At 68.8% G+C, this 22,444-nt stretch carries 21 protein-coding genes; 11 read left to right on the plus strand and 10 right to left on the minus strand.

Annotated elements, in window-relative coordinates; all coding sequences use genetic code 11:
* Positions 1–5: 5 nt before the first annotated feature.
* Both LV75_RS14745 and LV75_RS14750 read left to right on the plus strand, forming a co-directional pair.
* Positions 6–536, plus strand: coding sequence for a SigE family RNA polymerase sigma factor (locus tag LV75_RS14745; protein ID WP_253887722.1), 531 nt, complete (start codon positions 6–8; stop codon positions 534–536).
* 5 nt (positions 537–541) lie between these two features.
* Positions 542–1,285: a hypothetical protein gene (locus LV75_RS14750; protein WP_253887456.1), complete on the plus strand. Its 744-nt coding sequence runs from the start codon at positions 542–544 to the stop codon at positions 1,283–1,285.
* A gap of 88 nt (positions 1,286–1,373) precedes the next feature.
* Here LV75_RS14750 and LV75_RS14755 read toward each other — a convergent pair whose 3' ends face one another.
* Both LV75_RS14755 and LV75_RS14760 read right to left on the minus strand, forming a co-directional pair.
* The gene (locus LV75_RS14755; RefSeq protein WP_253887457.1) at positions 1,374–1,904 is read right to left on the minus strand and encodes a ferritin; all 531 of its coding nucleotides are present in this window, start codon (positions 1,902–1,904) and stop codon (positions 1,374–1,376) included.
* A 378-nt stretch (positions 1,905–2,282) separates the two neighbouring features.
* On the minus strand, positions 2,283–3,464 hold the full coding sequence (locus LV75_RS14760; RefSeq protein ID WP_253887723.1) for an arginine deiminase: 1,182 nt from the start codon (positions 3,462–3,464) through the stop codon (positions 2,283–2,285).
* 208 nt (positions 3,465–3,672) lie between these two features.
* Here LV75_RS14760 and LV75_RS14765 point away from each other — a divergent pair, with 208 nt between their 5' ends.
* Positions 3,673–4,188 carry a DM13 domain-containing protein gene (locus tag LV75_RS14765; protein WP_253887458.1) on the plus strand — a complete coding sequence of 172 codons (516 nt, stop codon included), beginning with the start codon at positions 3,673–3,675 and terminating at the stop codon, positions 4,186–4,188.
* On the opposite strand, the gene ligD (LV75_RS14770) is transcribed toward LV75_RS14765, so the two are convergent.
* Together ligD (LV75_RS14770) and ligD (LV75_RS14775) are read right to left on the minus strand one after the other, a co-directional pair.
* Positions 4,185–5,096: a non-homologous end-joining DNA ligase gene (gene ligD, locus LV75_RS14770; RefSeq protein ID WP_253887459.1), complete on the minus strand. Its 912-nt coding sequence runs from the start codon at positions 5,094–5,096 to the stop codon at positions 4,185–4,187. The two genes, LV75_RS14765 and ligD (LV75_RS14770), sit on opposite strands and share 4 nt — an antisense overlap.
* Positions 5,093–6,538 (minus strand): non-homologous end-joining DNA ligase, encoded by a 1,446-nt coding sequence (gene ligD, locus LV75_RS14775; protein ID WP_253887460.1) that lies wholly within the window; start codon positions 6,536–6,538, stop codon positions 5,093–5,095. The genes ligD (LV75_RS14770) and ligD (LV75_RS14775) overlap by 4 nt, the downstream gene beginning before the upstream one ends.
* 82 nt (positions 6,539–6,620) lie before the next feature.
* Between ligD (LV75_RS14775) and LV75_RS14780 the strand changes: the two genes are divergently transcribed.
* Positions 6,621–7,031 carry a hypothetical protein gene (locus tag LV75_RS14780; RefSeq protein ID WP_253887461.1) on the plus strand — a complete coding sequence of 137 codons (411 nt, stop codon included), beginning with the start codon at positions 6,621–6,623 and terminating at the stop codon, positions 7,029–7,031.
* On the opposite strand, the gene LV75_RS14785 is transcribed toward LV75_RS14780, so the two are convergent.
* Together LV75_RS14785 and LV75_RS14790 are read right to left on the minus strand one after the other, a co-directional pair.
* Complete coding sequence (locus LV75_RS14785; protein ID WP_253887462.1) at positions 7,028–7,834, minus strand: CPBP family intramembrane glutamic endopeptidase; 807 nt, start codon at positions 7,832–7,834, stop codon at positions 7,028–7,030. The two genes, LV75_RS14780 and LV75_RS14785, sit on opposite strands and share 4 nt — an antisense overlap.
* A 960-nt stretch (positions 7,835–8,794) precedes the next feature.
* Entirely contained in the window at positions 8,795–9,580 is a 786-nt protein-coding gene (locus LV75_RS14790) for a DUF2470 domain-containing protein (protein ID WP_253887463.1), read from the minus strand.
* 115 nt (positions 9,581–9,695) lie between these two features.
* Here LV75_RS14790 and LV75_RS14795 point away from each other — a divergent pair, with 115 nt between their 5' ends.
* Positions 9,696–10,790, plus strand: coding sequence for a hypothetical protein (locus LV75_RS14795; RefSeq protein ID WP_253887464.1), 1,095 nt, complete (start codon positions 9,696–9,698; stop codon positions 10,788–10,790).
* Here the strand turns inward: LV75_RS14795 and LV75_RS14800 are convergent.
* Positions 10,754–11,311: a hypothetical protein gene (locus LV75_RS14800; RefSeq protein ID WP_253887465.1), complete on the minus strand. Its 558-nt coding sequence runs from the start codon at positions 11,309–11,311 to the stop codon at positions 10,754–10,756. The two genes, LV75_RS14795 and LV75_RS14800, sit on opposite strands and share 37 nt — an antisense overlap.
* Positions 11,312–11,471: 160 nt before the next feature.
* A complete protein-coding gene (locus LV75_RS14805) occupies positions 11,472–12,647 on the minus strand; it encodes a homogentisate 1,2-dioxygenase (protein ID WP_253887466.1) in 1,176 nt (391 codons plus the stop codon).
* 104 nt (positions 12,648–12,751) lie between these two features.
* Between LV75_RS14805 and LV75_RS14810 the strand changes: the two genes are divergently transcribed.
* The 3 genes from LV75_RS14810 to LV75_RS14820 are packed head-to-tail and all read left to right on the plus strand — an operon-like array spanning position 12,752 to position 15,492.
* Positions 12,752–13,618 (plus strand): DUF488 family protein, encoded by an 867-nt coding sequence (locus LV75_RS14810; RefSeq protein WP_308210957.1) that lies wholly within the window; start codon positions 12,752–12,754, stop codon positions 13,616–13,618.
* Complete coding sequence (gene fahA / locus LV75_RS14815) at positions 13,615–14,811, plus strand: fumarylacetoacetase (protein ID WP_253887467.1); 1,197 nt, start codon at positions 13,615–13,617, stop codon at positions 14,809–14,811. Before LV75_RS14810 ends, fahA begins: the two co-directional genes overlap by 4 nt.
* A 51-nt stretch (positions 14,812–14,862) precedes the next feature.
* Positions 14,863–15,492, plus strand: a complete 630-nt coding sequence (locus tag LV75_RS14820; protein WP_253887725.1) for a helix-turn-helix domain-containing protein — start codon at positions 14,863–14,865, stop codon at positions 15,490–15,492.
* Here the strand turns inward: LV75_RS14820 and cutA are convergent.
* Together cutA and LV75_RS14830 are read right to left on the minus strand one after the other, a co-directional pair.
* Complete coding sequence (cutA, locus tag LV75_RS14825) at positions 15,489–15,809, minus strand: divalent-cation tolerance protein CutA (RefSeq protein ID WP_253887468.1); 321 nt, start codon at positions 15,807–15,809, stop codon at positions 15,489–15,491. The two genes, LV75_RS14820 and cutA, sit on opposite strands and share 4 nt — an antisense overlap.
* A 16-nt stretch (positions 15,810–15,825) precedes the next feature.
* Positions 15,826–16,410 carry a TMEM165/GDT1 family protein gene (locus LV75_RS14830; RefSeq protein ID WP_253887726.1) on the minus strand — a complete coding sequence of 195 codons (585 nt, stop codon included), beginning with the start codon at positions 16,408–16,410 and terminating at the stop codon, positions 15,826–15,828.
* A gap of 329 nt (positions 16,411–16,739) precedes the next feature.
* On the opposite strand from LV75_RS14830, the gene LV75_RS14835 reads away from it, so the two are divergent.
* The 3 genes from LV75_RS14835 (at position 16,740) to cydC (ending at position 22,366) form a co-directional block, all read left to right on the plus strand.
* Entirely contained in the window at positions 16,740–18,209 is a 1,470-nt protein-coding gene (locus LV75_RS14835; RefSeq protein WP_253887469.1) for a cytochrome ubiquinol oxidase subunit I, read from the plus strand.
* 9 nt (positions 18,210–18,218) lie between these two features.
* Positions 18,219–19,226, plus strand: a complete 1,008-nt coding sequence (gene cydB, locus LV75_RS14840; protein WP_253887470.1) for a cytochrome d ubiquinol oxidase subunit II — start codon at positions 18,219–18,221, stop codon at positions 19,224–19,226.
* Positions 19,227–19,291: 65 nt separating this feature from the next.
* Positions 19,292–22,366: a thiol reductant ABC exporter subunit CydC gene (gene cydC / locus LV75_RS14845; RefSeq protein ID WP_253887471.1), complete on the plus strand. Its 3,075-nt coding sequence runs from the start codon at positions 19,292–19,294 to the stop codon at positions 22,364–22,366.
* The last annotated feature ends 78 nt before the right edge of the window (positions 22,367–22,444 follow it).

The raw sequence follows: 22,444 nt of genomic DNA on the forward strand, positions 1-22,444 counted from the left end.
CTGACATGATCATGCTCGCTGCTGCACGCGAGGTCGAGGGGGAGAGCGCGGCGATGGAGGAGTTCGCGGACTTCGTCGCGGGCGCGATGCCGGGCCTGCTGCGCTACGGCCACGCGCTCACCGGCAACCCGCACGACGCGGCCGACCTGGTCCAGGGTGTGCTGGAGAAGATCGGTTCGCGGTGGTCGGCGGTGGTCCGCAAGGCGGGTGATCCGCTCGCCTACACCCGCCGCGCCATGGCCAACGCGCACGTCAGCCGCTGGCGGCGCACCCGGCGGGAGAACCTGGTCGCCGACGTGCCCGAGGCCCCGGCCGACCGGGTGCGCTACGCCTTCGAGGACGAGCCGCTGTGGCAGGCGCTGCGGGCGTTGCCGCCCAAGCAGCGGGCCGTGGTCGTGCTCCGCTACTACGAGGGCCTCTCCGAGGCCGAGATCGCACAGACCCTGGGCGTCAGCGCGGGGACGGTGAAAAGCCAGGCCAGCAAGGCCATGGCGACACTGCGGACGCGACTTGGCGCGCCCGCGGAGGGCAGGTGATGGGCATGGACATCGACGACGAGCTGCGCAGGTTGTTCGCCGACGACCGGCTGGACCTCCCGGTCCGCCCCGGCGCGACGGACGCCGTGGTCACCGGTGCCGGTAGGCGGCGCAGGCGGCGGCAGGCGGTCACGGCCGCGAGCGGCGTGCTCACCGCGGTGGCCCTGCTGATCGGCGGTATCACGCTCGGCGGGCTCAACACCTCGTCCGCCCCACCCGGCCAGCAGGTCTTGCCGACGCTGACCACCACGACCGTCCAGGCCACCAAGGTCGCCGCACCGCCGACCTCCACCGTGGTGATCTCGCAGATGACGGGCAGCAGCATGTCCGGCTCGGTCAGCACCGTGCCGGAGTTGCGGCCCGCCGGGTTCAGCAAGATCCGGCTCGGGATGTCGGTGGCGGAGGCCGAGGCGACCGGGGAACTGGTCGCGCTCGAGGTGAAGTCGCGGGACTGCAAGGCCTACAACTTCAAGGCTTACACCGCGGAGAACTCGATGGCGGTCGGCATCTCACCGACCGACGGCGTGGTGGCGATCTTCCCGCCGCCCGGGGCGCGCACCCCCGAGGGGATCGGCCACGGCTCGCCCGAGGCCGATGTCCGCAACGCCTACCCGGCGGGCACCACCGACGCGCACGGTTACTGGATCGTCGACCTGGGCGATGGCAAGGCCTACTCGTTCGGGTTCGGCCGGGACAAGGCGGTCACCGAGATCGGGCTCTACAGCGACAAGCAGATGTGCTTCGGATAGCCAGAAGACGGGAGCGGGCCTGGGGGCTGCTCCCGTCTTCGTCTTACCGCTAGAGCCAGCTGCTGCAGCTCGCTGTTAGATCTCGCTGTTAGAGCTTGCCGCCCGCGGCGCGCGGCGCCAGCGGGTCGTCGCCGTTGTCACCGACGTGCTCGCGGGCCAGGTGCGCCTCGACGTCGAACAGGTTGCCGTTGGAGCGCTTGACGACGTTGAGCAGGGTGCGCATCGAGGCGACTTCCTCGACCTGTTCCTTGAGGAACCACTGCATGAACTGCTCGCCCTTGTAGTCGTCCTCGTCCCTGGCGACCTTGGCGAGGTTGACGATCTCGTCGGTCACCGCGCGCTCCTGCTGCAGCGCGAGGGTGACCAGCTCGGCGGCGTCAGCGAACTCGTTGCGCACCTCGTCGACACCGGGCACGGACACCGGGACGTCGTTGTCGAGCAGGTACTGGGTGAGCATCATCGCGTGGTTGCGCTCTTCCAGCGACTGCCTATAGAAGTGGTGGGCCAACCGGGGGAGGTCTTGGCCGTCGAACCACACCGCCAGCGCGACATACTGCTGGGACGCGGTGAACTCGTTGCGGATCTGCACCTGCAGCAGCTTGTGGAACTTGGAGGTCATGCCCTCAGACGGTACGCGATTGCCGCGCCTATCGCGCTATTCGTCCCCCATTTCGGCGGCCATTTTGATCACGTTAGGCAAGGCTGTGGAAACATAATTCAGGTTAGCCATTCCTAAGTCGTGGGCCCTGCTTCACCGCATCGTGCGACACGCTCCGGGCGGCGGGACCGCTTGCCGGGTGCGAGGATCGCCCGGCACGGCAAGCCCCGACGACCTGGAAGGGAGGCGCACCGTGGAATCCGACTGGCGCTGGTACACCGCAGCGGCTTCGATGATCTTGGCCGTCTTCGGCACGCTCACCTTCCTCGCCCTGCGCTGGTTGCTCTCGTGAACAACTCGGCGCCGGGAAAAGGTAGCCTCGCCTAACCGAATGCCATTCTAGAGCGGATCGCGCGACACCGGGCAGGACATGCACCGCGGACCGCCGCGGCCGGTGCCCAGTTCCGAACCGCTGATCCGCAGCACCTCGATTCCCGCGTCCTCCAGCCGGGAATTGGTTTCCACGTTGCGCTCGTAGGCGACGACCACGCCGGGGGCCAGCGCCAGCGTGTTGTTGCCGTCGTCCCACTGCTCGCGCTCGGCGGTGACCGGGTCCAGGCCGGTGTCGATCACCCGCAGCCGGTCGATGCCCATCGCGGCCGCCGCGGCCTCCAGGAACGGCGCGGGCCCGTCGACGCCGACACCGCTCCCGCTGGGGCGCAGCGTGTAGGCGCGCAGCGTGTCGCGCACCGCCGGGTACATGACCACGGCGTCGCGGTCGACCATCGTGCAGACCGTGTCCAGGTGCATGGTCGCCCGGTCCTGCGCGATCGGCACCGCCAGCACGGTGTGCGCCAGGCCGTCGCGGAAGGCCGAGCGGGCCAGCGACTCCGCGCCAGCGGGGGTGGTGCGCTCGCCGACCCCGATCGCGATGACCCCGGGGGCCAGCAGCAGGACGTCGCCGCCCTCGACGGGGGCGGAGTGGGCGCCGTACGCGCGGCCCGCGGTGCGGAAGCGGGGGTGGTAGGCGTAGATCAGGTCCAGCAGCGCGGTCTCCCTCGCGCGCGCGGGCATGGCCAGCGACGCGATCGCCACCCGGTCGCCGATCCAGACCGACGAGTCCCGGGTGAACAGCAGGTTCGGCAGCGGGTCGACCACGAAGTCGTGCGGGTGGTGCATCTTGCGCACCAGCGACGCGCCCTCGGCCGCGGGCAGCTCCTCGAAGGTCATCCCCCCGGTCAGCACGTCGGCGAGCCCCTTGGCGTCCACAGTGGACAGGTATCCGCCCAGCGCGTCGGCGAGCTCGTTGCCCAGCCTGCGCCGGTCGACGGCGGTGGCGGCGGCCGCGGCGTGCGCGCGCTCGTCGGCCAGGGCGACCACCAGGCTGTCGAACAGCCGCATGACCTCGACGCCGCGCGCGGTCAGCACGTCGGCGAAGGCGTCGTGCTCGTCCTGGGCGCGGTCGACCCACGGGATGCTGTCGAACAGCAGCTGGTCGTTGTTGCGCGGGGTCAGCCGCTTGAGCTCGTTGCCCGGGCGGTGCAGCAGGACCGTGCGCAGCGGGCCGACCTCGCTGTCCACGCGCGGTGCTGGCGCTGGCTGCTCGGCATCGGGGACATCGGGGAAGGCGGTCACGGCTTCGAGCGTAACCACTCGGTAAGGAAAACACCGCCCGCGATGGGGTCTAATGGCGGAGAACGCCACACATCGCCACGCCGATATACCGATCGTTAACTGAAAGGCCGAGTTGATGCGTCAAACGTTGCGTCGGAAGCTGCTTTGGGGCGGCATGGTCGCCGTCGTTCTGGTCGCAGGCGTCGGATTGTGGTTGTTCCAGCCGTGGAAGCTGTTCACCCGGAGCACGGTGGACGAGGCCCTCCCGTTCGTCTCGACCACCACGGTGGCGTCGGTCGTCGCCACTGCGCCAACCGCGGTCCCGACCACCACGGTTAGCCCTACCGGGCCCAGGGTGCTCGCGGAGGGTGCTTTCGTTAGCCAGGAGCACCCCACCAGCGGTACGGCCCGCGTCCTTGAGCAGGACGGCACCCGCATCTTGCGCCTAGAAGGCTTCTCCACCTCCGATGGCCCCGACGTCCACGTGTGGCTCTCCGCTACCCCCGCAGCCGCCGACTGGAAGGCCTACAACAGCACTCGCCACGTAGCCCTGGGCAAGCTCAAGGCCACCGACGGCAACCACAACTACGCCATCCCCGTCGACGCCGACCTCGCCGGGCTTCAGAGCGCTGTTATCTGGTGCGACCGCTTCAACGTCGCCTTCGGGTCCGCGCCTCTTAGCCTCACTTAGGCGGGCAGCTTGGGACCCTTCTTAAGCAGCGGGGCGAAGAGGTCGCCGTGGGTGGAGACGCGGTCCAGGACGTCGTCGGCGGTGAAGGTGACGTCGGCGACGGAGCGGCAGGACTCGACTTCGGCCCAGGTCAGCGGGGTCGATACGGTCGGCTCGGGCCGGGCTCGCAGTGAGTAGGGCGCGACCGTCGTCTTGTTGGGGTTGTTCTGGCTCCAGTCGATGAAGATCTTGCCGCGGCGGAGGTTCTTGGCCATCCGGGAGACCACCAGGCGCGGCATCTCGCGCTCTAGCCGCTCGGCGAGGGCCTTGGCGTAGTCGGAGGTCCGGTTGGGCGTGCTGGTGGTCACCGCGGCGTAGAGCTGCATGCCCTTGGACCCGCTCGTCTTCGCGACCACGTCCAACCCGTCCTCGACCAACACCTCCCGCAGCCGCAGCGCCACCTCGCAGCACTCGACCACCGTCGCGGGGGAGCCCGGGTCGAGGTCGAACACCAGTCGGTCCGGCGACCTCTTAGCCCCACGCGGACCAACCGTCCACTGAGGAACATGGAGCTCAAGCCCGGCCAGGTTCGCTGCCCACACCAGGGATGGCAGGTCGCTGAGCAGCGCGAAGTCGAGGCTCTCGGCGCCGGTAGTGCTGCCGGGAGTCTCTATGGTCACCGTGCGGATCCAGTCAGGGGAGTGCCTAGAGGCGTTCTTCTCGAAGAACCCCGCCTTGGCGACACCGTCGGGAAACCGGCGGAACGTCACCGGTCGGTCGATCAAGTGCGGCGCGAGCACGGGTGCGACCCGGCTGTAGTAGTCGATCACGTCGCCCTTGGTGAAGCCGTCCTCCGGGTAGAGCACCTTGTCGAGGTTGGTCAACCGCAGCCGCCTGCCCTCGACCTCGACGAGCACCTCGCCGCTCACCCGTCCCACCTGCCTGGATCCGCCGCTAAGTCCGACGGGTCCTTGTCGGCCCGTAAGCCCCGCCACGTCGGCGCCCGCATCCGCCCGTCGTCGGTCCAGTGCAGGAACGCGACCTCTCCCACCAAGCTCGGGGTGACCCACTGCGCCCCGCGCACCCGGTCCACGTCATTGCAGAACGGCGACGTCTTACGCGCGAGCCGGTGCAGCTTCTCCGTCAGCGTCTTAAGCATGTGGTCGGTGAACCCGGTCCCAACATGCCCCACATACCTGAGCCCCTCAGGCGTAGGCAGCCCTACCAGCAGGGAGCCGAACACCTCAGAGCGTCGCCCCTCCCCAGGCCGCCAGCCGCCGATGACCACCTCTACAAAGCGCTGATCAGTGATCTTGAGCCACTCGGAGGCACGCCGACCCGGGTGATAACGCGACCCGAGCCGCTTGGCGATGATCCCTTCTAGTTCCTGCTCGCGAGCCGTCTCCAACACCGCAGCGCCCTCGCCGGGGTAGCTAGGCGATGTGTTCCAGTGCGGCCCACGCAGGTTCAGCGCGACCAATCGCTCCCGCCGCGCGGTGTAAGGCAAGTCGAGACAAGAGCGGCCGTCGAGGTGCAGCACGTCGAACACCACGTACGTCACTGGCGTGTCTACCGCCAGCCGCCGAGTCAAACGCTCCTCGGTGACGTGCATCCGTTTCTGGAGTTCGGAGAAGGAGGGCCTGCCATCGCGAAAAGCCACGATCTCACCGTCGAGCCACACCTGCGTGCTGCCCAGCTCCTCACCCAACACGCGCAACTCCGGGTACGTGCTGGTGATGTCGTTCCCCTTACGCGAGAACAACCTCAGCCGGCCACCATCCACCCTGGCCAGCGCGCGAACACCGTCCCACTTGAACTCGTACGCCCACTGCTCGTCGTCCGCGGGCAGCGCACCCGGGCTGGCCAGCATCGGCTCAAACACGGCAGGTAGGGCTACCCAGTCCGACCGCTGCGGCGGCTCTGACCGACGAACCATCCAGTCCTTGTCGGACTTTCCCCCGTGGAAGAAGGTGTACTTGCCCTGCACCCGCGAGCCGGACAGCACTACCGCCACCTCGCGGTCGCTCCACTTGACCGTCTCGTAGGTGCCCCGGTCCCAGATCACCATCCGACCACCGCCGTACTCGCCCTTGGGGATGTCGCCCTCGAAGGTCGCGTACTCCATCGGGTGGTCCTCGGTGTGCACCGCCAACCGGATGTCACCCTGCTCGGTCGGCAGCCCCCTGGGCACCGCCCAGCTCACCAGCACGCCACCGCGCTCAAGCCGGACGTCCCAGTGCAGCCTGGACGCGTGGTGCTCCTGGATGACGAAGGTGTTGTCGTCCCCGACCGGCAGGGCGTCCTCGACCGGCACGGGCTCCGGAGTCTTCCGGGCGTCGCGCTTGCGCCGGTACTCGCCCAGCCCCGCCATGTCGTCCTTCGTACCCGGAGCTGCGGTGATCCGCCAGGGAAAGGTATTGAAACGCTGTTACGTAACGCTGTAATCTGTCCGCATGCTCACCCTCTCCGACCCCAGCCGCTACCTCGCGGGCACCGTCCTGCTCACCATCGTCGGCATCGAGTTCGGCGGCTGGTTCCTCATGCGCGTGGCGCGCGGGCAGCAGCAACTAACGCCCTTCCAGCAGAAGTTCGCCCGAGCGGGCCACGCGCACGCAGGCGTCTTAGTGACCCTCGGCCTGGTCTGCCTGCTCATGGCAGACGCCGCAGGCCTCGAAGGCGCCATCGGCTGGATCGCCCGCATCGGCGTCCCGGCCGCAGCGGCGCTGATGTCCTCGGGGTTCTTCTTCTCTTCTATGGGCAAGGACGTGACGAAGCCCAACAAGCTCATCGCCCTGATCTGGCTCGGCGCCCTGTCCCTCGCCGCAGGCGTGACCTCGATCGGTATCGGCCTACTTGTCGCCTAGGGCAGCCAAGACACCTTGCCTCGCAGCAGCGAATACCCAACGAACGCCACGAAGTCCAACAGCGTGTGCGCGATGACCAGCGGCCACAACCGCCCGGTCTTCTGCCACACCCGTCCGAACACCAAGCCCATCACCAGGTTGCCGATGAACCCGCCAAACCCCTGGTAGAGGTGGTACGACCCGCGCAACACAGCAGCCGCGAACAGCGCCGTGTTCTCCCGGAACCCCAGGTGCCGCAGCCGGGTCAACAGATACCCGACCACCAACACCTCCTCCGCCCAAGCATTCCCCGCCGCCAACAACGTCAACGCGAACGGCCGCCACCAGGTGTCCCCCAGGGTGGAAGGAGCAACCGCCAAGTTGATCCCCACCGCATGCCCCACCAGGTAGAACACCAACCCCGGCACCCCGATCAGCGCCGCCAGCCCGACCCCCGCAGCCGCATCCCGCCCCTTGCGCCCCCCGTCCAACCCAACCTGGTGCAGCCGAGTCCCTGCCCGGTACAGGAGATAAAGCCCCAACGCCCCCCAAGCAACCAGCCGGATGGCACCCAGCAGCTGCTTGATCAGGTCCAACACCCCAACGTCCGCCTGCGGCACGTTGATCGCAATCGATTGCTGATTGAGCGCCACCGGCTGCAACAACGCGTCCAACAGCGACACCAGGCTGCTCAACCCAGACAACCCAAGCGTGATCGCGAAGACGATGACCAGCTCAACCCACACCAACCGCCGCTGACCAGGGTCGACGATCAACTCATCGCCCGGCCGCTCCGGCGCCAGCCACGCCCGCAGATTCACCACCCCGGCGAACCTACCCCCAGCCCCTTACCCCAAACCCAGTGCCAGCCCCCGGACCCCCACAGTCAGCGCTGTCAGCCCACCCAACCTCATCACCGCTCGCAGAACCCACTGGTCCCCGGATGGCCCCCGCGTATCCGGGTGGCCCACAACCCGCTGGTTCCCTCAGTTGTCCACAACCCCCTCACCCATCCACAGTTCCGCCCGCACCCCCTTGACAGCCCCCGAAATCGACTAAGCTGGATGTGGGTGGCCCCCCGGGTGGGCGGGGGTCTGCCGTCCGCCGGGTGGATCTTGCCGACAAGTAAAAGTGGCCTCTGAGCTGGGGATTGGGCCGAATCGGCCCGTCCGCCAAATCCAACACGGTGGCATCACGGATGGTCGAAGCTGACGCGATGTCGGCCCCTGGGCACTCGGATCCGGCGGTGTCAGCCCGACCCCCGCCAGGTCCCACCCAACCCACCCACTCAGCCCCGCGCGCCTCGGAGCCGCCCCAGCCCCGTCAGGTCCGCCCCAGCCCAGTTGATCAGCCTCTGGACAATCGGAAGCCGCCGGTGCCAACCCAACCCCCGTCAGGACCGGCCCCAACCCACCAACTCAGCCCCCGGACACTCGGACCCTGCGGTGCCAGCCTGCGCCCCGTCAGGTCCGCCTCAGCCCACCTGCTCAGCCCCGCGCCCCTCGGAGTCGCTGGTGCCAGGCCTGCTCGATGGGGCGGACTTGTTTTGCGTGGGGGGACGGCACCCGTAGCGTCGTTCAGCGGCAGGGCCTGCTTTTGGGCCCCTGCTTTGCGGTTCTGCCACGGGTGTCGTAGGGGCCCCGCGCAAAACAAGTTCGCCCCATCGAGCTTTTCGCATTGCCGCGGATCGGGCCCGATGTCGCCGCTAGGCGACGAGGCGTCCGATCCCGGTTCGCCGAGGTCGCCGCCAGGCGACGAGGCCGAAGTTCAGCACACGTCAAACGTCACCCAGCATGCCGACTGGCCAAGAACGGGCACCCCACCAACCGCCGCAGCTCCGCACTCAACTCACTCGGATCACTCACCGGCCGCGAGAACGCCAACCGCACGTCATGATCCGCGTCAATCGCCTCAACCCGCAGTCGCAGCCCAAACCGGTCCAACCCCAACGGCCGCACATGCCCCCCGCGCAGGTCCTCCGGCAAGTGCCGCACCAACGCCCCCACCACATCCGTGTGCGAGAGCTCCAGGTGCCGCAACCACCCCGCCTCGAACGACGCGAACGGGTCCGGCGAAGCCTGCGTGAACGCCTCGACCGCGACCGAGTGCGACCCCTCCGCGTCGGCCAGCACCAGCGACGCGGGCAGCAACCGCAGCAGTGACGCGCCGTGCCCCAGGTCGAGCAGCCGCGGATCGGGCCGCTCCTCCGCGATCCGCACCGCCAGGTCGCGCGCCTCGTCGTCGCCCAGGGCGCGCAGCCAGCCGGTGATCCACAGCAGGCCTCGGACCGGCTCCCGCAGCGGGACCGGCGCCGTGTCGGCGAGCTCGACCATCGTCGCCAGTTCGCCGCGCGGTGCCTGCCACGCCGAGCCGACCAGTTCGTGGTCGACCGGCAGCAGCACGCTCACCGACCCGTCGGCGTGCACGTGGTGCAGCAGCGGGACGACCCGGTCGGCCTGCCCCTGGTCCGCGGCCGGGACCAGCGTGGCGCGCCCGCCGAGCGCGGCGATGGTCCGCGCGCGTTCCGCCGGGTGCGGGGCGGGGGGACGTGGTGCGTCCGTTCTGCTCACGGCTCACCTCCTGAGTTAGGTCACCCTAACTTGCTGGCGGGTCCGCTGGGAAGTCGTGCGGAGCGGGATCCCACCAAGTAGTTACGCTGCCCGCGTCCACCACCTGGAGGGGTACATGAGCGAGGCACCCGCGGTCGCACCACCGACCGACACGCCCGCGATCGAGGACCTGGCCACCGCCAAGGCCCTCGCCGCGCTTCGCCTGCCGCTGATCGGCCTGCCGCTGGCCGCCGTCGTCTTCGCCGCACCGGCCATCTGGCTGGCCTCGGCGGGCGCGGGCTGGATCGGGATCGCGGTGCTGACCATCGGCGCGCTCGCGTTCGTGATCACGGCGATCCTGGCGGTGATCATCACCGGCTTCTGGATCGGCCCCGCCGGGCGGTTGCTGCGGGCTGAACCGTGGCGAGCCGCATCGGTCAAGGTCTACCGGCCCACCAAGGGCTTTCCGCGCGCACGGTTGGTAGTCCAAGAGGCGGACGGGACCACGGTGAACCTCTTGGCCCCAGCGCTGCCATGGGCCGCGCAGCAGATCCTCGCGCGTACCGGCAAGATCTGGCTGGTAGGCCCGGACGACAAGGGCTGGGTTGCCATCCGGTCGAGCGGCCTAGCGCTTCCGCTCGGGCAGGCCCGGGTCACCCAGGCTGACCTATCGAGCGGCTACGAGATCAGCGTCGACCAGCCCGATCCGAGCCGGGCATCCCTCGCCTCCGGTGACGCCGTCCTGGCCAAGGTGATCGCCACCCCACGTAAGAGGTCGCGCACGGACTTGGTCGCGCCGGTCGTCCTCTTGGCGTTCGCGGGCTTCGTCGTAGTGGACCTGCTTAAGCGCGGCGTCCGGTCTGACCAGGTGTGGCTAGCCGTCGGGGTCTTCGTGGGCACCCTCATCATCGCCGGCTTCTTCGCGTGGCGGCTCTACAAGGCTCTGTACTGGGCAAAGATGGACCGTCTGCTGTCTGCGGGCCCGTGGAAGTCGGTCTCGGTAGAGCTACCGGAGCCGACGAGCGTGGGCAGGGCGACGGTGACGGCACAGGCGACTCTGCCGGATGGCCGTATTGTGCCAGTGACACTTCCGCGCGCTGTTCACGCTGTCCGCGCGAATATCGCGGCCACCGGAAAACTGTGGGTGGCGGGTACGCCTACCGCGGGAAAGCGGATGGCAGCGGGAATCCCCGGCTATCCATTCCTCAACCGCGCCGAGTTCGGTTCCTGACCGGCGCCAAGCCACCCGCGCGTGGCCCGCTCGGTCACCAGCGCGGCCGCCTTGATCCCGTCGAGCTCGTCGGCGACCTCGTCCGCGCCGACCAGCTCCTCGACCCCGCTCACCGAGGTCTCCAGCTGGCCGATCAGCGTGTTGTACGTGTCGGTCAGCCGCTCCAGTTCGTCCACATCGTCCGCCGCGACGTCGACCCGCACGATCGCCGACGCCCGCACCGCGAACCGGCGCAGGATGCGCTCCAACACCTCCAGCGTCTGGTCCAGCCGCGGGTCGAACTCACCGCGGACCGACTGGAACCGTCGCAACCAGACGTCCTCAGCGGAGTCCGGCTCGATCGCGGGCGGCGCGACCTCCGGCTCCCTGATCAGGTGCGCGATGCCCGCGCGGCCGCCGAGCACGACGAGGCCGACCCCCACGGTCATCCACGCGGGCAGGTGAATCGCCCAGGCGACGCAGGCCGCGCTCGCCGCTAACAGCAGACCCCAGGGATCGGCCAGTTCTCTCGTGTAGCCCATTGCCCACCCTTTAACCACCCAGCCAGGACAGGGCCAAGATCCTAGGGGGAAACACCCTCCAATTGCGACCCCGACGCTGGTTGGTAATTTGCGGACAATGGGTGCCGGGGTGGTTGATTGGGCGGTATTCGAATGTGAACACCGCCCAATCAAAATCGAATCAGTTCCAGTCGGGGCCGCGCTTGCTCCAGCTCCAGGCGTACCTCGGGTCCTCGCTGTCGGTGGCGGCCTCGCCCAGGTCCAGCGGTCGGAAGGTGTCGACCATCACCGCGGTCTCGTCGAAGTAGTCCGCGCCGATCGAGGCCTCGGCCGCGCCGGGCTGCGGGCCGTGGGTGAACCCGCTCGGGTGCAGAGACAGCGACCCGATGCCGATGCCGGAGCCCTTGCGCGCCTCGTAGTTGCCCCCCACGTAGAACATCAGCTCGTCGGAGTCGACGTTCGCGTGGTTGTAAGGCACCGGGATCGCGTCGGGGTGGTAGTCGACCTTGCGCGGCATGAACGAGCAGATCACGAAGTTCGGGCCCTCGAAGGTCTGGTGCACCGGCGGCGGCTGGTGGATCCGGCCGGTGATGGGCTCGAAGTCGTTGATGTGGAACGCCCAGGGGTAGAGGCAGCCGTCCCAGCCCACCACGTCGAACGGGTGGTTGGCGTAAGTGAACCGCGTTAGGCCTGCCCGGTGCCGCACGAGCACCTCGACGTCCTCACCCTCGACGAGCAGTGGCTCCGTGGGACCCCTCTGGTCGCGCTCGCAGTAAGGGGAGTGCTCGAGGAACTGACCCTTGGTCGACAGGTAGCGCTTAGGCGGCCCGATGTGACCAGACGCCTCGACGATGTAGAGCCGCATCTCGCCGTTGGGCACAACGCGGTAGGTGGTCGAGGTGGGGATGACGAGGTAGTCGCCGTCAGACACCTCAAGAGCGCCGTAGACGGTCTCCACCGTCCCGCTGCCGCCTTGGACGTAGAACAGCTCATCGCCTACCGCGTTGCGGTAGAGCGGGCTGGGCGCGGACGCGATGGCGAAGCCGATGATGACGTCCGAGTTGCCGAACAGGGTCCTGCGGCCGGTCACCGCGTCAGTGTCGGCGCCGAACTTGAGGTCCTGGGTGCGGAAGTGCCGCGGCTTGAGCGGGTGGTTCGGCACCAGCTTGCCGCGGAAGTCCTCGACGACCTCGGCGTTCACGATCGCGGTCGGCAGGTGGCGGTGGTAGAGCAGTGCGGAATCGGAGGAGAACCCCTCGACCCCCATCAACTCCTCGGCGTAGAGCTTCCCCTCCGGTGAGCGGAACTGGGTATGCCTCTTGCGGGGGATGTCCCCAACGCGCCGGTAGTGCGGCATTGCTCCTCCGAAGACCTCTCAAGACCCTGCTGTGACGTTCGCCGGAGATGTTCGACTAGCGGACATCTTTGTTCAGTTGGCGGTACGCTACTAGCGTGTCAGCCGTGTCAAGCGCAGCTCCCCTCCCAGTGCCCGGTCCGCGCGGCATCCCGCCGCTGTTCGCGCGGCTTGTCGACGACGCGGCCCTGTTCCCCCCGGGCAACGCGCCCATGCCCGACGCGGTGCGCATGCACCTCGCCGGTCGGGACGGCGAGCGCGCGGGCGTGATGGGCCTGTTCCTGTGCAACGCCTCCCGCCTGCCCGAGCTCATCACCGAGCTGGTGAAGGCGAAACCGGCCAAGCCGGTCGCCCTCTCGCTGGTGATCGACACCGGTCTGGGCGGGGTGCCCAAGGCCCTGTCGATCGTCGAGTCGCGAGCCGAGCTGCTCGCGTTGCGGATGGTCGAGATGCCCGCCCCCGCCGACGTCGACGACGTGTGGCTCGAGCGGGTGAACGAGTTCGTGCCCGAGGACGTCATCCGCGTCGTGGAGCCCCGCCGGGGCGGCCAGGAGTGGCTCGACGGCATCCGCCGGGTCGTCGACCACGGCAGCTGGCCCAAGATCCGCTGCGGCGGCCTCAGCCGCGAGGCGTTCCCCAGCGTGGACGAGGTCGCCGACTTCCTGGCGGTCATCAGCCGCGGTGAGGCCTCGTTCAAGGCGACCGCTGGCCTGCACAACGCGGTCCGCCACACCGACCACGAGACCGGCTTCGACCACCACGGCTTCCTGAACCTGCTGGTCGCGACCTCGCGGCTGCTCTCAGGCGGGGACGTGCGCGGCGCGCTGTCGGAGACCGACGGCACCGTGCTGGCCGCCGAGGCCGCCGAGCTGTCCGACCAGGCCGCGCACGCGGTTCGGGCGGTGTTCGGTTCGTACGGATCCTGCTCGCTCAGCGAGCCGGTGGAGGACCTGGAAGGGCTGGGCCTGCTGTGAGCTGGATCGACGACCCCGCGTTCGCCGAGGACAAGCCCTTCGGCCCCCAGACGCTGCCTTACGGCGTCGTGGAGACCTCTGACGGGCCTGCTGTCGCTGTGCGCGTCGGCGACCACGCCTTGCCGCTGAGGCCCATTGCGGACGAGTTCACGGCGGAGCTGGCCGAGCTTGTCGCGGCTTCTTCGCTAGACCCGCTGCTCGCCGCAGGTAGGCCTGCCTGGTCCGCGCTGCGCGCGAGGCTCACGGAGCTGGTGAAGGCCACTGCCGCGCCCGACGGCGCGGTGCTGTTGCCGCTGTCGGAGACCAAGACCCGCCTGCCGTTCACGGTCGGCGACTACGTGGACTTCTACTCGTCGCGCAACCACGCCGAGAACGTCGGCCGCATCTTCCGGCCGGACACCGACCCGATCTTCCCCAACTGGAGCCACCTGCCCGTTGGCTACAACGGTCGCTCCGGCACGGTCGTCGTCTCCGGCACCGACGTCGAGCGCCCGCACGGGCAGCGCAAGGGCGACGACGGCCCGGTCTTCGGCCCTAGCGTCCGCCTGGACATCGAGGCCGAGATCGGTTTCGTCTGCGGTGGGCCCGTCGCGCGCCGCGTGTCCACCTCGGCCGCGGCGGACCACGTGTTCGGCGTGGCCGTCGTCAACGACTGGTCCGCCCGCGACATCCAGGCCTGGGAGTACGTGCCGCTCGGCCCACACCTGGGCAAGTCGTTCGCGACCTCGATCGGCGCCTGGATCACCCCGCTGGAGGCGTTCGCCGCCGCCCGCGTCGCGGTTCCCGACCCCGGCCACCCCCGGGTGGACTACCTGGTCGAGGACACCAACTGGGGCCTGGACATCCACCTCCAGGTGTTCTGGAACGGCACCCTCGTGTCCAAGCCCGACTTCGCGGGCATGGCGTTCTCCTTCGCCCAGCAGCTCGCGCACATGACCGTCAACGGCGCCTCCGTGCGCCCCGGCGACCTGTTCGCCTCCGGCACCATCTCCGGCCCGGAGAAGCACCAGCGCGGCTCGTTCCTGGAGCTGAGCTGGGGCGGCAAGGAGCCGATCACCCTCGACGACGGCAGCGAGCGCACGTTCCTGCAGGACGGCGACACCGTCGTCATCACCGCCACCGCGCCAGGTCCGGACGGCACGGTCATCGGCTTGTCCGAGGTGACCGGGACCATCCTGGCCGCGGGGGACTGACCGGTGCCTGGCATACGGTCGACGGGACCGGTTACCCGACAGCCGGTCCCGGTGGCCAAGGAGAGCTCGCTCACCCTCGACCGCGGCCTGGCGTTGCTCCAGGCCGTGGCCGACTCCGACACCGAGGCGCCGACGATAAGCGACCTGGCGGCGTCTATAGGCGCCAGCCGGGCCGCTGTGTACCGGCTGCTCGTGCCGCTGCAGGCACGCGGTCTGGTGCGGCGTGAGGGGTCGAAGGTCCGCCTCGGTCTGGGCTTACTCCAACTCGCCGCGAAGGTCGCCCCGCAGCTGCGCGTGGCGGCCCTTCCGGCGCTGCGGGAGCTCGCCGAGGCAGTTGGCGCTACCGCACACCTGACGGTCGCCGATGGCGATGAGGCCCAGGCTGTCGCCGTGGTCGAGCCGTCTTGGACGACCTATCATGTGGCGTACCGGGTCGGCACTCGTCACCCGCTGCACAAGGGCGCGGCCGGTAAGGCCATCACGATGCGTCCGGGGGATCCGGGCTGGTTGGGTTCGGTCGGTGAGCTGCAGCCAGGCGCCTACGGGATAGCTGCCCCGGTTCGCGGGGTGCTGGATCTGCGCGCAAGCGTTGGCGTCGTCACCTTCGAGCCGTTGGACGGGATGGTCGTCGGCCCGAAGGTGGTCGCTGCGGCCGCGGTCATCGCCGAGTCGCTCCGCTAGCCCCTGGTCTCCGCGGTCACCCAGTCCAGGTACTCGGGACTGCCCTGAGCGATCTCCACAGCTACGACCTGCGGCAGGTCGTAGCTGTGGTTGCGCTGGATGTGCTCGATCAGCGCGGTAACCCTGTCTGCGGTCGTCTTAACCACCAACCGCCACTCGGGGTCCTTGGTGATCGCCCCCTCCCAGCGGTACACGCTGGTGATGGGGACGATGTGCACGCATGCGCCCAGATGCCCCGCCACGATGCTGGTGGCGAGGCTCTCGGCCTCCTCGGCCGTGCCAGTGGTTGTCACGACCTGGAAGTGATCGGCGCCCATGCCGTGATCCTAGGGATCAGAAGATCGCTTCGTAGGCGGCGAACAACGCGAAGCCCGCGAAGACCACCCCGGCCACGCGCTGGATCAGGTGCGGCTTGATGCGTTCGGCGATCTTGCGCCCCACAAGCACGGCAATCCCAGCGACGAGCACCAGCGCTACCCACGCGCCCAAGCCAACCCAGACGGGCGACTCGTAGCGCGCTGATAGCCCTGCCGTGGCGATCTGCGAAGCGTCACCCCACTCGGCGGCGAACAAGACGCCGAACGATGTCAGCGCAGCCCGCCAGAACGAGACGGTCGGGTTGGCCTCCTGGGCGTCGGCGACCTCGTCGTCCTGCTTAGCGAAACCTTCCCTGAGTAGCAGGAAGGCACCGAGCGCGAACAGCACGGCCACCACGCCTGCCACCACCTGGTCGGGCAGCAGCGTCAGCACGCCGCCGAACGCGGCGGCGATCACGCATTGCACCGCGAACGCCGCGCTGACCCCGACGAACACCGGCCACGCGCGGTAGCGGGTCGTCAGGATCAGGGTCGCCACCAGCGTCTTGTCCGGTAGCTCGACGGCGAGCACCAGCGCGAAAGCACTGGCGAACGCGATCAGGTCACTTCCCACAGCGATGTCCTCCACGTCCGGGCCCGGACGGAGGAAGGCGAGCTCTTCTCCGACCGGGCATGGTCCTACCCGGCCGGAGGTCTCGTTCGCCCGCTTTAAGCGGGTGAGGCACCGGACTCGATCACGAGTCAGTATGTCGATGTCCTCGCCGGACCGCCGGATGGCTGCGGTCGCGGGAACTACTCCCCTCAGGCCCGGTAAGCCTACCCGCGAGAGGTAGCTCTGCCGAACGTGTACCTGGTCACGGGACCTACGTCCCGCACGGACAGGACTCGCGCACCTGCGAATTCCGGCGGCCCAGGTCGACACTGTTCATCGTGGACGTTCTGGAGTTGGCGCGGTGGCAGTTCGGGATCACCACCGTCTACCACTTTCTGATGGTGCCGCTGACCATCGGTCTTGCGGTGCTGGTCGCCGGGATGCAGACCGCGTGGGTCCGCACCGGCCACGAGAAGTACCTGCGGATGACCAAGTTCTGGGGCAAGCTGCTGCTGGTCAACTTCGCCATGGGCGTGGTGACCGGCATCGTGCAGGAGTTCCAGTTCGGCATGGCCTGGAGCGAGTACTCCCGCTTCGTCGGCGACGTGTTCGGCGCGCCGCTGGCGATGGAGGGCTTGGTCGCGTTCTTCGTCGAGTCCACCTTCCTCGGCCTGTGGATCTTCGGCTGGGACCGGCTGCCCAAGCGGGTGCACCTGGCCTGCGCCTGGGCGTTCAGCCTGGCCACGATCGCCTCGGCGTACTTCATCCTGGCCGCGAACTCGTGGATGCAGCACCCGGTCGGGGTGGAGCTGGTCGACGGCAAGCCGCGGCTGACCTCGATCTGGGCCGTGCTGACCAACAACACCGCGCTGGCCGCGATCCCGCACACGGTGGCCGGGTGCTTCGCCGTGGCGGGGGCGTTCCTGGTCGGCATCGGCGGTTGGCACCTGTGGCGCCGCCGCGACGACGACGGGCCGGTGTGGCGGGCGTCGGTGCGCTACGGCGGCTGGGTCGGTGTGGTGGCGTTCAGCGCGCTGGCGATCACCGGTGACGTGCAGGGCAAGCTGATGTTCGAGCAGCAGCCGATGAAGATGGCCGCTGCCGAGGCGCTGTGCCACACCGAGCAACCCGCGAGTTTCTCGATCTTCGCGATCGGCGACGTGACCAGGCCGGACTGCGAGAACGTCAAGTCGATCACGGTGCCCGCCCTGCTGTCGTTCTTGGCGCACAACGACTTCAACAGCGAGGTCCGCGGCATCGAGGACCTGGTCCAGGAGTACCGCGACCGTTACGGCGCCAACTACCCGGTGGACGACCGGCTGGGTGAACTGTCCGGCAAGCCGATCGACTACGTGCCCAACCTGCCGGTCACCTACTGGGGCTTCCGGCTGATGATCGGCTTCGGCGCGCTGGCCGCGCTCGCCGCCGTCGGGGTGCTGTGGGTGACCCGACGTGGCCGGATCCCGCGCGGCAAGTGGTTCCCGATCGCCGTGCTCGGCGGGATCGCGACCCCGTTCCTGGCCAACAGCTTCGGCTGGATCTTCACCGAGATGGGTCGTCAGCCGTTCGTGGTGGTGCCCAACCCGTCCGGTGTGGACGGCGTGTGGATGTTCACCGCGCGCGGGGTCTCCGGGCTGACCACCGGTGAGGTCTGGACGTCGCTGATCGCGCTGACCCTGGTGTACGGGGCGCTGGCGGTGGTCGAGGTGTTCCTCATCGCCAAGTACGTGCGCGGTGGTGTCGCCGGGGTCATGCCGCCCAAGCCGCCGGACAAGACCGACGACGACCAACTCGCCTTCGCGTACTAGGAGTCCACTGTGGAACTCGCGGACGTATGGTTCTGCGTGATCGCCGTGCTCTGGCTCGGCTACATCTTCCTCGAAGGCTTCGACTTCGGCGTCGGCATGCTCTTGCCCGTTCTGGCCAAGGACAACACCGAGCGCCGGGTCATGATTAACACCATTGGCCCGGTGTGGGACGGCAACGAGGTCTGGCTACTGGTCGCCGGTGGCGCTACCTTCGCTGCCTTCCCCGGTTGGTATGCCTCCCTGTTCAGCGGCACCTACATCCCGCTGGTTCTGTTCCTGGTCGCTCTTATCGGTCGCGGCGTCGCCTTCGAGTACCGCGGCAAGGTCGATTCGGACCGCTGGCGTCGGACGTGGGACAGGATCATCACCGGCGGATCGCTCGTGGCCGCCATCGGTGTGGGGCTTCTTATCTCCACCACCGTGTTCGGGCTACCGCTTGACGGCAACGGCAACCGCGTGGGGTCGCCGTTCGCGGCCATCACCGCCGAGTCGCTGCTGGGCGCGGTAGCTCTAGTCGGGTTCGCCCTGGTCCACGGTGCTGTGTTCATCGCACTGAAGACCGATGGCGACATCCGGCACCGAGCCCGGGCGTTCGCGAGCCGGGTAGGGCCATGGGCGCTGCTCCCGCTCGCCGGGCTATTGGTGCTGGTGCAGCTGCACTCGGGGGCATGGTGGACCTGGGCCGCTGTGGCGGTAGTCCTAGTCGCTGCTGCTCTAGCGTTCGAACGCCTATCGGCTGTTCGTGAAGGACAGGCGTTCGCAGCGCTCGGCGTGGCTGTAGTGGCGACGGTGGTCGCGTTGTTCGGGGCGCTCTACCCGAACGTCCTTCCGTCCACTCTGGATCCCGCGTACTCGCTAACTGTCGCTGACACGGCCTCTAGCCCGTACACGCTGAAAGTCATGAGCTGGGTGGCGTTGTTCGGTACGCCTGCCGTGCTCGTCTACCAAGGGTGGACCTACTGGGTCTTCCGCAAGAGGGTGAGCACCGCGCACATCCCGCCGGTGCACGTCCCGTGAGCTCTCCCGGGCAGTCACGACCCGCCAGTCGGTCCGGGAGGGGCCCGCTCGGCGCGTTGCCGGGGTTGTCCCCGTCAGCGCGCCGGGCTCTGGCCCTGTGCGGCCGGTTGGCGGTGCTCAACGCCGTCGCCTTGGTGGTTCAGGCGTGGGCTCTTGCCTTGGTGTTGACGTCGTACTCGTCGCGCGTGTTGGCCGTGCTCGCTGGCGCCGTGATCGCGCGGTCGCTGCTGGGCTGGGCGACGCAAGTTGTCGCGGCGCGTGCGGCAGCGGGCGCGAAGGAGGAGCTGCGGGCGATCACGCTGGACCGGGCGCTGGCGTTGGGACCGGAGTGGATCGCCTCGCGCGGGGCGGGGGAGTTGACCGCGTTGGCGACCCGGGGACTAGACGCGTTGGACGCCTACTTCGGGGTGTACCTACCTGCGCTCGTTACCGCTGCCGTGGTGCCGTTGACGGTAGGAGCGTCCATCTTGTTCGTGGACTGGCCGTCCGCGGTGGTGGTAGCGCTGACCGTGCCGTTGATCCCGATGTTCGCCATCGTCATCGGCCGCTATACCGAAGACCGGGTAGGGCCAGCGGCGCTTGCGACAGAGCGGTTGTCGGGGCAGCTGCTCGAGTTGGTTCGCTCGCTGCCGGTTCTTACCGCGTTCCGCCGTGCGTCAGCTCAGGCCGAGGCAGTCCGGGTGGTGTCGGAGGCTCATCGGCGCAGCACGCTTGGAGTGCTGCGGGTGGCCTTCTCGTCCGCCTTGGTTCTAGAGCTGATTGCGACGCTGTCGGTGGCTCTCGTCGCTGTCGTGATCGGCGTGCGGCTGGTGGGCGGTGACCTCACCTTGGCGGTGGGGCTGTTTGTGCTGATCGCGGTCCCTGAGTGCTACCTGCCGTTGAGGGCCGCTGGAGCTGCCCACCACGCGAGTGAAGACGGGCTGGAGGCGATCCGGCGGGTCGCGGAAATCCCGGTCGTCGGTGATGCGGGTGGCGTTCGGGTGGATCGGTTTGACGAGCTGCGGATCGACGGGCTGCGGGTTCGGCGGCGCGACAAGTACGCGCCGGACGGGTTGTCGCTGGTGGTGCGGCCCGGGGAGATCGTCCGGCTGGGGTCGCCGAGCGGTGCGGGCAAGTCGACGACGTTCGCCGCGTTGCTGGGGTTCGTGCCGTTTGAGGGCTCGGTGTTGGTCGACGACACTCCCCTGGTTGATATCGATATGTCGATATGGCGGCAAATCGTCACTTGGGTACCTCAGCGGCCGGAGTTCGCCTCGGTCGTCGTCGCTGATGAAGTGGACGACGTCGCGCTCGCGGGCGAACTCGGGATTGTTCACTTGTTGGATCGTAGAATTGTTGAACTTTCGGCGGGGGAGCGGCACCGAGTCGCCCTCGTCCGCGCCCTGTCCCGGCCTGGCACCCGGCTGCTCCTGCTCGACGAACCAACCGCGCACCTCGACCCGGTCGCCGCCGCCCAGGTCATGGCAGCCGTCGAACGCGCCGCCGCACAGGGTGTCGCGGTCATCCTGGCCACCCACCGGGCGGTCGCCGCGGCGGAGACCGAGCCAGAGGCGCGTGTCCCGGTGGAGGTCGTGCCCGAGGTCGAGACCGGCTCGCGGGCCCTGCGCCGCTTGATCAACCCCCGCATGCTCCTCGGCGCCGCCCTGGGCTCGGCGTCGCTCGTGTGCGGTGTCCTGCTCGCGGCCCTGTCGGCCTGGCTGATCGCCAAGGCCGCCCAACAACCCCCGATCCTCACCCTGTCGGTCGCCGTCGTCGGTGTCCGCGCCTTCGGCCTGGCCCGCGCGACCCTCCGCTACACCGAGCGCCTCGCCACCCACGACGCGATCTTCCGCACCGCCGGTGACCTGCGGGTTCGCCTGTGGCAAGCGCTTGTCCGCCTAGGTCCCGCCCGCTCCCTCGGCCTCCGCGGCGGCGAAGCCCTCCGCCGCTTCATCACCGACGTCGACACCGTCCGCGACCTGACTCCGCGCGTCCTAGTCCCACCCCTGGTCGCTATAGGCGCCTGCGTCGTTGCTGTGGCTGTGCAGACCGCGATCCTCCCCAGCGCAGGCCTAGCCCTAGCAATCGCGGTAGTCCTAGCTGGCGTCTCTGCCCCTCTTGTCGCCCTCGCCGCGGACCGCCACGCCACCGCCACCTTGTCCGAGGGAAGGCGCACCGTCGCCGCAAGCATCCTCACCCTCTTCACCTGCGCGGCAGACCTAATCGCCTTCGGTAGGCACACCAACGCACGCTCTGCCCTAGCTGCCACCGACACGGCTCTAGTGGCTCGAGCCAAGCGTCAGGCCTTCGCTGCGGGCGCAGGCCAAGCCCTGATCACCCTCTTGCTAGGCGCCGCCACCGTCGCCAGCACCTACCTAGCCGTGGGCCTTGACCCCGTCCTGATCCCCATCGTCGCCTTGGTCCCTCTAGCCCTCGCCGAAGTCCTGTCTCTCCTGCCTCCGGCCGTCACGCACCTATCGCCGCTGCGCGCTGCCTACGCCCGCATCACCGCTCTAGAGGCAGCCCCACCGGCCCCACCCGAGTCCTGGACCCCCAGCGATTCCGTGCAGATAGCGAATGTCACCGCCCGCTGGCCCGGCGCCACCCAGCCGGCCTTGCGCAACATCGACCTACACATCGCCCCCGGCACCCACGTCGCGGTCGTCGGCCCTTCCGGGGCGGGCAAGTCCACCCTCGCCTCACTCCTCTTGGGCTTCCTACCCCCCGAAGCCGGCTCGATCGCCCGCCCACCCACGGTGGCCTGGTGCCCCCAAGACCCCATGCTCGCCGCCACCACCATCCGCGAGAACCTCAAACTCGCCGCCCCCACCGCCACCGACGAAGACCTGACGGCAGCCCTATCCGCAGCAGGCCTAAACCTCCCCCTCGCCACCCCCGCCCCCACCACCTCCGGCGGCGAAGCCCAACGCATAGCCCTAGCCCGAGCCCTCCTAGCCGACGCCGACCTGATCGTCCTAGACGAACCCACCGCTCACCTGGACACCGCCACCGCCAACCAAGTCTTGGACACCCTCCACAAAGCCTTGGCCCACAAGACGGTCATCCACATCACCCACCGCCCCGAGGAAGCCACCCGAGCCGGCCAGATCATCGAACTGGCCAACGGCACCACTCGCCCGCTAACCCTGAGCTCCTCATGACCTACCCCCACCCACTGCCAACCGACCCACGCCCAGCCCACGCTCCTCACTCGCCAGCCCACCACTTGCCTGCCCGAG

It is taken from the genome of Actinokineospora diospyrosa, from assembly GCF_024171925.1.
GTDB lineage: Bacteria > Actinomycetota > Actinomycetes > Mycobacteriales > Pseudonocardiaceae > Actinokineospora > Actinokineospora diospyrosa.